General features: G+C 51.2%; 9 protein-coding genes and 1 tRNA gene. 8 read left to right on the plus strand and 2 right to left on the minus strand.

Translation table 11 applies throughout. From position 1 onward, the window contains the following. Positions 1-55 precede the first annotated feature (55 nt). Entirely contained in the window at positions 56-655 is a 600-nt protein-coding gene (locus tag Q5911_RS13285; protein WP_087173226.1) for an HD domain-containing protein, read from the plus strand. Between the two features lie 18 nt (positions 656-673). Then, entirely contained in the window at positions 674-1,489 is an 816-nt protein-coding gene (locus Q5911_RS13290) for a Cof-type HAD-IIB family hydrolase (protein WP_303183477.1), read from the plus strand. Positions 1,490-1,582: 93 nt separating this feature from the next. On the opposite strand, the gene Q5911_RS13295 is transcribed toward Q5911_RS13290, so the two are convergent. Beyond that, complete coding sequence (locus Q5911_RS13295) at positions 1,583-5,854, minus strand: 2-hydroxyacyl-CoA dehydratase (RefSeq protein WP_303183479.1); 4,272 nt, start codon at positions 5,852-5,854, stop codon at positions 1,583-1,585. 274 nt (positions 5,855-6,128) lie between these two features. Here Q5911_RS13295 and Q5911_RS13300 point away from each other — a divergent pair, with 274 nt between their 5' ends. The 6 genes from Q5911_RS13300 to Q5911_RS13325 all read left to right on the plus strand — a co-directional run bounded on the left by Q5911_RS13300 (position 6,129) and on the right by Q5911_RS13325 (position 12,504). After that, entirely contained in the window at positions 6,129-6,986 is an 858-nt protein-coding gene (locus Q5911_RS13300) for a hypothetical protein (protein WP_076777282.1), read from the plus strand. Positions 6,987-7,082: 96 nt separating this feature from the next. Beyond that, positions 7,083-8,519: a pyruvate kinase gene (gene pyk, locus Q5911_RS13305; protein WP_303183486.1), complete on the plus strand. Its 1,437-nt coding sequence runs from the start codon at positions 7,083-7,085 to the stop codon at positions 8,517-8,519. Positions 8,520-8,679: 160 nt separating this feature from the next. Beyond that, positions 8,680-9,402: a TrmB family transcriptional regulator gene (locus Q5911_RS13310; RefSeq protein WP_303183481.1), complete on the plus strand. Its 723-nt coding sequence runs from the start codon at positions 8,680-8,682 to the stop codon at positions 9,400-9,402. After that, complete coding sequence (locus tag Q5911_RS13315; protein WP_076777284.1) at positions 9,399-10,670, plus strand: diaminopimelate decarboxylase; 1,272 nt, start codon at positions 9,399-9,401, stop codon at positions 10,668-10,670. Before Q5911_RS13310 ends, Q5911_RS13315 begins: the two co-directional genes overlap by 4 nt. 69 nt (positions 10,671-10,739) lie before the next feature. Beyond that, entirely contained in the window at positions 10,740-11,396 is a 657-nt protein-coding gene (locus Q5911_RS13320; protein WP_303183484.1) for a hypothetical protein, read from the plus strand. A 235-nt stretch (positions 11,397-11,631) separates the two neighbouring features. Next, complete coding sequence (locus Q5911_RS13325) at positions 11,632-12,504, plus strand: sulfite exporter TauE/SafE family protein (RefSeq protein WP_281724617.1); 873 nt, start codon at positions 11,632-11,634, stop codon at positions 12,502-12,504. A gap of 95 nt (positions 12,505-12,599) precedes the next feature. Here the strand turns inward: Q5911_RS13325 and Q5911_RS13330 are convergent. Further along, positions 12,600-12,679 (minus strand) — tRNA-Leu (locus tag Q5911_RS13330).

Below are 12,679 nucleotides of genomic sequence, written 5' to 3' on the forward strand. Positions count from 1 at the left end.
TCAACGTATATATGTGTTACGCTTACTGTAAGTAAATTTTCTTAGGGGTGACTTGATGAAATTAAACAGATCAAAAGCGGAAACTGCCTTGCAGGAAGCGGAAAAATCTAACCCAGGCCCATGGGTGGAGCACTCCCGGTATGTGGCGGAGGCCTGTAAAAATATTGCGGAGCGCTGCAGCCATTTATCTGCTGAAAAGGCTTATATTTACGGGCTGCTGCATGATATCGGACGGTATGCCGGGGTGAGCTCGGAGAAGCATCTCATTGACGGGTACCGCTACTGTATGGAGAGGGGATGGGATAAGGCGGCACAGATCTGCATTTCTCATGCGTTTATGATACAGGACATCCATTCCTCTATTGGTACCTTTGATGTCTCCGGGGAAGACTATCAGTTTATGGAAAAGTTTATCGATAACGCCGTGTACGATGATTATGACCGGCTGGTACAGTTATGTGATGCATTGGCATTACCGACAGGGTTCTGTATCCTGGAGAAGCGGTTTGTGGATGTGACGATCCGCTACGGAGTACATCCTTATACGGTTGACCGCTGGAAGAAGATTTTGGAGATCAGATCAGATTTTGAGGAAAAAATACAGTGTTCTATTTATGAGCTGCTTCCGGGAGTGATAGAAAACAGTTTTAAATAGTAAAGGAGAGGTCTGTCGATGAACTATGATATAAAAATGGTTGCCGTTGATGTGGACGGCACGTTTGTCCATTCGGATCACACTTACGATGCCCCGCGGTTTCAGCGCATTTTATCCCGTATGAAGGAGGCAGGATGCCGCTTTGTAGTTGCGAGTGGAAACCAGTATTATCAGCTGCGGGACCTGTTCCCTGGATATAGCGATGAGCTCTCTTTTGTAGCTGAAAATGGTGCGTTTGTAAAGGATGGGAAGGAGCTTGTCTTTACAGCAGATATGCCGAAGTCCGTGGTTGATGCAGTGATAGACGTCTGCAGAGAGTATCCGGAAATATCAAATGTTTTATGCGGAGTGGAGAGCGCGTATTGCCAGCGGGGGGGGGCGGTCAGCCAGGAGTTTTTTGATCTGACAGCGGTCTACTATCATCGTCTGAAATGGGTGGACGATTTCAAGGAGGTAAAAGACCAGATTTTAAAATTTGCTCCCACTGTGCCGGAGGAAAAAACATATTTTTACTATGATATCTTTTGCGAAAGGCTTAAAGGAAAGGTTGAGCCTGCGACCAGCGGTCATGGCTCCATAGATCTGATCGTTCCGGGCTGTCATAAGGCGTCCGGGCTCAGGCGTCTGACGCGTCGCTGGGGGATTTTGACGGAGCAGTGCGCGGCCTTTGGAGACGGAGGAAATGATATCGAGATGCTGAACTACTGCGGATACAGCTATGCTATGGCAAATGCGCCTGAAGACGTAAAAGCGGCAGCAAAATTTGTATGTCCCTCCAATGAGGAGGACGGCGTACTTGTGACACTTGAAAAGCTTTTTGGGCTTGGATATTAAAAAACGGAAGTGAGGTATCTCCCGTTCCAGGAGACACCTCACTTCTGTTTTTTACTGGGGAGGCAAACGGCCGTTTTTTGAAGTCCTTTCCTGCTATACAGCCATCTCTTCCCTGCTTTCCGCTTTATCCAGGTTCTTGTTGGCTGTGGACAGCATCAGCTTGATGCGGTTCAGCTGGTTGACTTCGCTGGCACCCGGGTCGTAGTCGATGGCAACGATATTTGCCAGCGGATAGCGGCGGCGCAGCTCCTTGATAACGCCCTTTCCTACCACGTGGTTTGGCAGGCAGGCGAAGGGCTGCGTGCAGACGATGTTGGTGGCGCCGCTGTGGATCAGCTCCAGCATCTCTCCGGTCAGGAACCAGCCCTCGCCGGTCTGGTTTCCGAGCGACACGATTTCCGAAGCCATGCGGCCAAGGTCGCGGATGTCAGCCGGCGGGTCAAAGTGTTTACTCTCCTTAAAGGCTTTGCTGGCCGGGGAGCGGAACCACTCCAGTGCCTTGATGCCCAGATTTCCCACAATAGCTTTCGATTTAGCAAATCCCAGCTTCTCCACCTTGAAGTTCTGGTTATAGAAGCAGTAAAGGAGGAAGTCGATGAGGTCTGGCACAACAGCCTCCGCACCCTCGCTCTCCAAAAGGTCTACCAGATGGTTGTTGGCGGCCGGCAGGAACTTGACGAGGATCTCGCCCACCACGCCGACTCTTGGTTTCTTTACATCCAGAAGTTCGATGTTGTTGTCAAAGTCCTGGATGATATCCCGGCAGAGCTTCTTGAACCTCCGCCTGGAAGGATAGCCCTGGGATACAAAGTCCGAGCATACCTTTACCCATTTCCGGTGCATGGCCTCCACGGAGCCTTTTACAGCCTCGTAGGGGCGCAGACGGTAGATGCACTTCATGAAGATATCGCCGAACACGGCGGCGTAAATGCCACGCAGCGCAAGCATGGGGGTGATCTTAAATCCCGGGTTTCCCTCCAGGCCGCTTAAGTTGATGGAGATGACCGGAATATGCTCATAGCCCGCTTTTTTGAGGGCCCGGCGGATAAATCCGATGTAGTTGGAGGCACGGCATCCGCCTCCTGTCTGGCTGATGATGACAGCGATCTTATTTGTGTCATACTTGCCGGATAAGATGGCCTCCATGATCTGGCCTACCACCATGAGAGACGGATAGCAGGCGTCGTTATTTACGTATTTCAGTCCCACATCCACGGCCTGCTTGTTGTCGTTGGGCAGCACCTCCACATGGTAGCCGGAAGCGTTGAAGGCAGGCTCCAGAAGCTCAAAGTGGATGGGTGACATCTGCGGGCAGAGGATGGTGTAGTCCCCGCGCATCTCCTTTGTGAATGGTACTTTGGTGATGGCAGAGGAGTGGAGCTCCCTCTTCTGGTTTCTCTGCTCGCGCACACGGATGGCGGCCAGCAGGGAGCGGATACGGATCCTTGCGGCTCCCAGGTTGTTGACCTCGTCGATCTTCAGGGAGGTGTAGATCTTGTCAGAGCCGGTGAGGATGTCCGCCACCTGGTCGGTGGTGACAGCGTCCAGACCGCAGCCAAAGGAGTTCAGCTGGATAAGGTCCAGGTTATCCTTTGTCTTCACAAAGTTTGCCGCCGCGTAGAGGCGGGAGTGGTACATCCACTGGTCCATGACATTTAAGGGCCGCTCTACCTGGTGCAGGTGGGAGACGGAGTCCTCTGTCAGGACGGCGATATTGTAGGAGTTGATGAGCTCCGGTATGCCGTGGTTGACCTCCGGGTCAATGTGGTAGGGGCGCCCTGCCAGGACGATGCCCCGGTTTCCTGTCTTATCCAGGAACGCCACGGTCTCCTCGCCCTTTTTGCGCATGTCATCCCTGCATTCCTCCAGCTCGACCCAGGCTTTGTGGACCGCGTCCCTGATCTCGGATGCAGAAATGGAGAATTTCTCTCCCAGCTCTTCAATGAGCCGTGAGGAAAGCGTCTCCTCGCTGGCGAAGGAGAGGAAGGGGTGCATGAAGTCCACTTCCCCGTTCACGATGGGATCCATATTGTTCTTGATGTTCTCCGGGTAGGAGGTGACGATCGGACAGTTGTAATGGTTGTTTGCCTCCTCAAACTCGTTCCGCTCGTAGGGGACGGACGGGTAGAAGATGTGCTGGATTCCCTGGTTTATCAGCCACTGCACATGTCCGTGGGCCAGCTTGGCCGGGTAACACTCGGACTCGCTGGGGATGGACTCGATGCCCAGCTCGTAGATCTTCCTCGTGGAGGCCGGCGAGAGCACCACCCGGAAGCCAAGAGCTGTGAAAAAGGTGAACCAGAAGGGATAGTTGTCGTACATGTTCAGCACTCTCGGGATACCGATGACGCCGCGCTTTGCATCCTCCTCTGAGAGAGGGATGTAGCCGAAATAGCGCTGGCTCTTGTACTCAAAAAGGTTGGGAAGCGTATTTTTCTTCTTCTCTTTTCCAAGTCCCTTCTCGCATCTGTTTCCTGTGATGAATTTTCTGTTGCCGCTGAAATGGTTGATGGTCAGACGGCAGTTGTTGGTGCAGCCTTTGCACTTGGTCATTGTTGTACGGTATTCCAGATTTTCAATATCCTCAATGGAGAGCATGGTTGTGCCCTCGCAGTCCACGTACCGCTCCCTGGCGATCAGGGCGGCGCCGAAGGCGCCCATGATGCCGGCGATGTCCGGGCGGACAGCCTCGCAGTCTGCGATCTTCTCAAAGCTGCGGAGCACGGCATTGTTGTAGAAAGTTCCTCCCTGGACAACAATGTGCTTTCCAAGCTCAGAGGCGTCAGACACTTTGATCACCTTGAAGAGGGCGTTCTTGATGACAGAGTAGGCAAGACCTGCGGAGATGTCGGAAACCTCCGCGCCCTCCTTCTGGGCCTGTTTTACCTTGGAGTTCATAAATACCGTGCAGCGTGTTCCCAGGTCAATGGGGTTGTGGGCAAAGAGGGCCTCCTGGGCGAAATCCTCCACAGTGTAATTCAGAGATTTTGCGAACGTCTCGATGAAGGAGCCGCAGCCGGAGGAGCAGGCCTCGTTGAGCTGCACGCTGTCTATGGTCTGGTTTTTAATCTTGATGCATTTCATGTCCTGTCCGCCGATGTCCAGGATGCAGTCCACATCCGGCTCGAAGAAGGAAGCGGCGTAGTAGTGAGCCACTGTCTCTACCTCGCCCTCATCCAGCATAAGGGCAGCCTTGATAAGGGCCTCTCCGTAGCCGGTGGAGCAGGAGTGGACGATCTCTACGTCCTCCGGGAGCTGGCTGTAGATATCCTTGATGGCAGTGATGGTGGTCCCCAGGGGATCTCCCTCGTTGTTGTGGTAAAAGGAGTAAAGAAGCGTTCCGTCCTCCCCTACAAGGGCCGCCTTTGTGGTGGTGGAACCGGCATCGATGCCCAGGAATGCCTTGCCTTTATATGTAGCCAGGTCCTTTACCGGAACCTGGTGTTTTGCGTGGCGGGAGATGAACACGTTGTACTCCGCCTCGGAGGCGAAGAGGGGCTCCATCCTCTCTACCTCAAATTCCATCTGGATCCTTCTGGCCAGACGCTCCTGCAGCTCCTGGATGGGAACAACCGGTTCCTTTGTGGAGTTCAGAGCAGATCCTATTGCTGCAAAAAGATGTGAGTGGTTTGGAGCGATGGTGTGCTCATCGTCCAGATTCAGCGTGCGGACGAAAGCATCCCGGAGCTGATCCAGGAAGTGCAAGGGGCCGCCCAGAAATGCCACATGTCCCCGGATGGGTTTTCCGCAGGCCAGTCCGCTGATGGTCTGGTTGACAACAGCCTGGAAGATGGAGGCGGCCAGATCTTCCCTGGAGGCACCTTCATTGATCAGAGGCTGGATGTCAGACTTGGCAAACACGCCGCAGCGGGCAGCAATGGAGTAGAGGGCCTTGTAATTCTTTGCGTATTCGTTGAGACCGGAGGCGTCTGTCTGGAGCAGGGAAGCCATCTGGTCGATGAAGGAGCCGGTACCGCCGGCACACACGCCGTTCATGCGCTGCTCAATGCTGCCGCCCTCAAAGTAGATGATCTTTGCATCCTCGCCGCCAAGCTCGATGGCCACGTCTGTCTGCGGCGCATAGTCCTGCAGCGCTGTGGATACAGCCACTACCTCCTGGACAAAGGGCACGCCCAGATGCTTTGCCAGTGTAAGGCCGCCGGACCCTGTGATGACAGGGGAAACCCGGATGGATCCCAGCTTGTAGATGGCCCTTCCCAGAAGATCGGAGAGCGTCTCCTGGATGTTCGCAAAATGTCTCTCGTAGTCTGAGAATACGACATCGTTCTGGTCGTCAAGAACAGCGATCTTTACAGTCGTTGAGCCGATGTCAATTCCCAAAGTAAATAATTCCTGTTGACTCATATTATGTACTCCTTTTTATCTACAATTTAAAGATCTATAGGCAGGATCGATCCCGCCTGGAAATGTATGTGTTCTTTCTTATTAAAAAAAGAAAATGGCTTTTAAGCCTGTAACATTATACGACAAAATAGACCAAAAGACAATTAACAAATATTATAGAAATATTAAAATCAGGTAAAACTTAGATGGTATAATTGACAAAAGCATACCGAAACGGTAGAATGACTACAGTATTTACTAATTCTGACAATTACGGGAGGCAGGTATTTCTTCTATGAACTGGCTGGACAAACTGGAGCGCAAATTTGGCAGATATGCCATCCATAATCTGATGTATTACATTATTATACTATATGTTGTGGGACTGGTTGTTCAGCTCTTTGCCCCCTCTTTCTACTATCAGTATCTTTCCCTGGATGTAAATGCCATCCTGCACGGACAGATCTGGAGGGTTGTGACCTTTATCATACAGCCGCCCCAGAGCAGCTACATTTTCATGATTTTTGCCCTCTATCTCTACTATATGCTGGGCAGGGAGCTGGAACGCACATGGGGCGCATTCCGTTTTAACCTGTATTTCTTTGCAGGTATGCTTTTCCATGTGATCGCGGCCTTTGCGGCCTACTTTATCACCGGCGTATCCTTCCCTCTGGGGACGTGGTACCTGAATATGTCCCTGTTCCTGGCCTTTGCCGCCATCTACCCGGATATGCAGTTCTATCTGTTTTTCATGATCCCGGTGAAGGCGAAATGGCTGGGCTGGCTGGACGGACTGTATTTCCTTTATACTATTGCGCAGGCATTCCTTCCGGCCTATGGCGGCGGAATATTCGGGGTTATCTACCAGTCAAATGCTATTGCAGCGGCTGTGTCCATCCTTAACTTTGTTATTTTCTTCCTGGGCTCCAGGAATATGCAGAGATTTTCTCCGAAACAGCAGAGGAGAAAAAGACAGTTTCAGCAGAAGATCCGCCCGGAGAACCACTATGCAGGCGGCGCCCGGCACCGCTGCGCGGTGTGCGGAAGGACGGAGCTGGACGATCCGACGTTGGAGTTCAGGTATTGTTCCAAGTGCAATGGGAATTATGAGTACTGCCAGGATCATCTGTTTACACACATCCATGTGCAATAGACAGCGGACATTTACGGAGGCAAATCAAGCGCCTGTTCAGATAGAAAATGAAATGAGTCAGATGAGTAAAGAAGTGGAGGAATGAGAGAAATGAGTATGAAAAAAACAAAGATCATTTGTACTATGGGACCGAATACAAATGATGAGAACCTGATGAGAGAGCTTGTGAAAAACGGAATGGATATTGCCCGTTTCAATTTTTCTCACGGCGACCACCAGGAGCAGAAAACGAGAATGGATATGCTCAAGAAGATCCGCGACGAGGAAAACAGGCCGGTTGCGATTCTTCTTGATACAAAAGGACCGGAGATCCGTACCGGCCTGCTGAAAGATGGTAAAAAAGTACAGCTTCAGACAGGCGGGAAATTTACCCTGACAGCGGAGGAGACAGTGGGAGATGAGAACGGCGTTTCCATCAGCTATCCAGGACTTGTGGACGATGTGTCTGTGGGAAGCAGGATCCTCATCGACGACGGCCTGATCGAGCTGAAAGTGACCGGCAAGTCGGAGAAAAAGATCGTCTGCGTCATCGAGAACGGCGGAGAACTGGGAGAGCGCAAGGGCGTCAATGTGCCTAATGTCCCGGTGCGGCTTCCGGCCATTACAGATAAAGACAGGGAGGACCTGCGGTTCGGCGTGGAGCAGGGCGTTGATTTTATCGCTGCCTCCTTTGTCCGCAACGCAGAGTGCATTGTGGAGATCCGCGCTTTCTTAAATGAGTGCGGCGCTCCCTACACACCTATCATCGCAAAAATTGAAAATGCCGAGGGAATCAAGAACATTGATGAGATCATCCGCTGCGCAGACGGCATTATGGTGGCCAGGGGAGACTTGGGCGTGGAGATCCCGGCGGAGGAGGTTCCCTATCTCCAGAAGATGATCATCCAGAAGTGTAATTACTACTATAAACCGGTTATCACAGCTACCCAGATGCTGGATTCCATGATCCGTAATCCACGCCCTACAAGAGCGGAGGTAACAGACGTGGCCAACGCGGTATATGACGGGACAGATGCGGTCATGCTCTCCGGAGAGACAGCTCAGGGCAAGTACCCTGTAGAGGCCCTTCAGATGATGGTGCACATTGTGTGCAACACAGAGGATCACCTGGATTACGACATGATGCTGAGAAAGGCGGAGGAGCACCGGATGAAAGGTATCTCCACAGCCATCGGACATGCTTCCGTTACCACGGCTTATAACCTGGGGGCAAAATGCATCATTACTCCCTCCGTATCCGGAGCTACGGCAAGAGTGGTTTCCAAATTCAAGCCGAGAACACCTATCATCGGCGTAACACCTGACGAGAGGACTCTGCGCAGGATGCAGATCTACTGGGGAGTCTGCCCTATGAAATCTATCCAGTTCAACTCCACGGAGGATATCTGCGCCAGCGCCATCGAGCTTGTCTGTGCAAAACAGCTTGCTGAGACAGGGGACGTGGTCGTGCTGACGGCGGGACTTCCGTCAAGGAATACAGACAGAGGACGCGAGGGTGCCAGCAACATGATGCGGATCGCGGTCATCGAATAAGAAAAGTGATACAGCCGGCAGGGGCGTGTTCCCTGCCGGCTTATTTCATATAGCTGACAGCCTTGAGGGGAGAGCTTGAAAAAGCAGAGAATGCTGTTGACAATCACTCTGGGACGTACTATAGTAGTTCTGTAAAGAACTACTAAAAGGAGGCGGCTTGATGGGACGGGCAGATTACACGGACAAGCTGATGGAATTCGGGCTGACCAGGCAGGAGGCGTCGCTCTATTATTGCCTTCTGGATGAGGGGAAGTGCAGCGGCTACGAGGCAGCCAAGTTCACCGGCATTTCCCGGTCCAACGCCTACAGCGCGCTGGCCAGCCTGGCGGACAAAGGGGGAGCCCGCGTTCTGGAGGAGGGCCATACGCGGAAGTATGTGGCTGTCAGTCTGGAGGAATTCTGCGGCAACCGGATCCGGAAGCTGGCGGAGACCCGGGACTGGCTTCAGCGAAATGCCCCCGAAAAGAAAGAGGCGGAAGAAGGGTATATTACCATCGAAGGACAGCAGAACATTGTGGACAAGGTGAAAAATCTTCTCGCTTCGGCCAGGGAGAGGGCCTATATGGTGTGTGCATGCGACAGGCTGCCGCTTTTTGAGAGGGAGCTTTCCCGACTGGCAGGAGAAGGAAAGAAGACAGTCCTTCTCACAGATGGTCCCTTCACCCTTGAGGGGGAACAGGTGAAAATTTATCCGGATATGCAGGAGGGGACTCAGATCGGCGTGATCGTGGATTCCAGGTCCGCGCTGACAGGAGAGATGGGTCCGGGAAGCCGGAATACATGCCTTTACTCCGGTCAGAAAAATTTCGTGGAACTTTATAAGCGTGCGCTGGCAAATGAGATCAGGCTTCTTGAATACAGGAAAGGAGAAAAAATGCTATGACGAAAAAGCCATTTGTGACAAAAGAACAGCTGGAGGAGATTGTAAAAGAGTACCCTACACCCTTCCATCTCTACGATGAAAAGGGGATCAGGCAGAATGCGGAGGCATTGAAGGAGGCTTTCTCCTGGAACAAGGGATACAAAGAGTATTTTGCGGTGAAGGCAACACCTAATCCGTTTCTTATAAAAATCCTGCAGGAGTACGGATGCGGATGCGACTGCTCGTCCTACACGGAACTGATGCTCTCAGAGGCCATCGGCGCAACAGGAGAAGATATCATGTTCTCCTCCAACGACACGCCGGCGGAGGACTTCAGACTGGCGGACAGACTGGGGGCCATCATTAACCTGGACGATATTACTCATATTGATTTCCTGGAGAAGGCCATCGGCCATATTCCGGAGACGATAAGCTGCCGTTATAATCCGGGCGGGATCTTTAAGATCAGCAACGATATCATGGACAACCCGGGGGATGCGAAATACGGGATGACCACAGACCAGATCTTTGACGCATTCAGGATCCTGAAGGAAAAAGGGGCTAAGGAATTCGGTATTCATGCGTTCCTTGCCAGCAATACCGTGACAAACGAGTACTATCCGATGCTGGCAAAAGTACTGTTCGAACTGGCAGTGCGTCTGCAGAAAGAAACCGGGGCGCATATTAAATTTATCAATCTGTCCGGAGGTATCGGTATTCCCTATAAACCGGACCAGGAGCCCAATGATATCCGGGTCATCGGTGAGGGCGTGAGAAAAGTGTATGAGGAAGTACTTGTCCCCGCCGGCATGGGAGACGTGGCCATCTACACGGAGCTGGGCCGGTTCATGCTGGGACCATACGGCTGCCTGGTGACAAAGGCTGTCCATGAGAAACACACCTACAAGGAGTACATCGGTGTGGATGCCTGCGCGGCCAACCTGATGAGACCTGCTATTTACGGGGCATACCACCATATCACCGTGATGGGCAAGGAGGATGAGCCCTGCGATCACGTCTACGATGTAACCGGGTCTCTCTGCGAGAACAATGACAAGTTTGCCGTAGACCGGAGGCTGCCGAAGATCGATATCGGAGACCTGCTTGTGATCCACGATGCAGGGGCCCACGGTTTTTCCATGGGCTACAACTATAATGGAAAGCTGCGTTCTGCGGAAGTTCTTTTGAAGGAAGATGGCAGTACACAGCTTATTAGAAGAGCAGAAACTCCGAAAGATTACTTTGCAACCTTTGATTGTTTTGAAATTGGTAAAAATCTGGTAAAATAGATAGACAATTCAACCTCTTTTGTGTAAACTATCCGTAAAGAGTCTACTTTATAAGAGGAGGAATTGAATATGAAGATGACAAGAAGAGTGTTTGGTGCTGTACTTGCGCTTATCATGATGCTGTCTCTGGCAGGCTGTGGAGGGATGACCACAGATGACGCCAAGGCCTATGTACAGTCAGTTCTGGACGCCAGCTACAAAGCGGATTTTTCAGAGTACACAGAGCAGACAGACTCCACGGAAGAAGAGGCACAGCAGCTGTTTGACGATAACCTGGATAATATCATGTCCATGGGAGGCTTTACAGACGCCGGGCTGTCGGATGAGCTGTCGGCTAACTACCGCCAGCTTTTCCAGGACATGCTGGCCCAGGCAAAATATGAACTGGGTGAGGCTACAGAGGGAGAAGACGGAGGATTTGTGGTAGAGGTGAGCGCGGAGCCGTTTACAGCTTTTGACGGACTTCAGGACGAAGTGCTCAGTGCTGTGCAGGCGGAGATGGCCAATATCACAGATATTTCCCAGATGCCCAGCGACGAGGAGATCAATGAGATGGTTTTCCAGAAAATGTATGACAGCCTTGTGCAGAGAGTAGCAGAGCCGTCCTACGGTGAAGCCCAGACAGTGGAGCTTCATGTGGAGTTGAATGATGACAATATGTACTATATCAACGAAGATGATCTGACATCTCTGGACAGTATTCTCTTCCCGGCAGACAATCTTTAGAAACAGATCAGAAAAAGACAGGTCTTTCATGTGGCCTGTCTTTTATTTGTGAGAAAACAATCTCTTTAATCTGAAAAATGAATAAAATATATTTTGAGAAAACAGATAAAATCTGTAAAATAACATGTATTTAGAAAGAAAACTTAAAATTCAGTTGACAAAAAAATGACAAAGTATTATAATGGTTTCATGCATTAAAACGCCATAGCGCGAAAAAGGTATTGGAGAGAAAATTATGAGTGCTGCAACGATATTACTTATTATCATGTGGATCTTTGCCGCTGTGTTCTTCGTGGTGCTGGTCAGAGACGTCCTTGCCCACAAAGACGAGCTGGATAAGACCAAGATGGGGTACAATTCATTGATCAGTCTGATAGCCAACTTTTTTGATACGCTGGGAATCGGAAGCTATGCCATCGCCACATCGGCATGGAAGTTCAATAAGTCCGTAAGGGACGACCTGATCCCCGGAACATTGAATGTAGCGTTTGGTATTCCTATCTGTGTTGAGGCGACCATCACTATGACCAGGATCGAGATGGACTCGCTGACTCTCGTTCTCATGATCGCCGCGGCCATTATCGGCTCCATTCTCGGCGCAAAGATTATTTCCAGGCTTGATATTATGAAGATCCGTGTTGTAATGGGTGTTGCGCTGATCATTGTGGCAGCTATCACTCTGTGCAAGATCAATGCGGTGGGACCGTTCGGTATTCTCGGGACAGCAAGAGGACTGGAAGGTGGTATGCTTGTTGTAGGAGTGATCGCAAACTTCATTCTCGGTATCCTGATGACGGCCGGTATCGGACTTTACGCTCCCTGCATGGCTATCGTGCTTCTGCTTGGAATGAGCGCGGACGTGGCCTTCCCGGTTATGATGGGATCCTGTGCTTACCTGTGTCCTGCATGTGGCATTACCTTCATCAAGGAAGGAAAATACAACCGTGCATCCACGATCCCCATGATTTTTACCGGAGCTATCGGCGTGCTGATCGCCGGATTTATCGTGACATCACTGCCCCTTACAGTACTTACATACCTTGTCTGCGTTGTCATGGTGATCTGTGCCATCATGTTCTTCAATGACGCAAGGCGGCAGAAGAACTAGAACGTCTGTCGAAAAAGGAATGGTAAGAGAAAACTGAATAGAGAGAAATAAAAAGGTCTGCACCATGCTTCGGCATGAGTGCAGGCCTTTTTAAATGCCGCTGATGGGACTCGAACCCATATGGTTTCCCGTACGATTTTGAGTCGTATGCGTCTGCCAATTCCGCCACAGCGGC

This window comes from Lachnoclostridium phocaeense, from assembly GCF_959599685.1.
Taxonomy (GTDB): Bacteria; Bacillota; Clostridia; order Lachnospirales; family Lachnospiraceae; genus Claveliimonas; species Claveliimonas monacensis.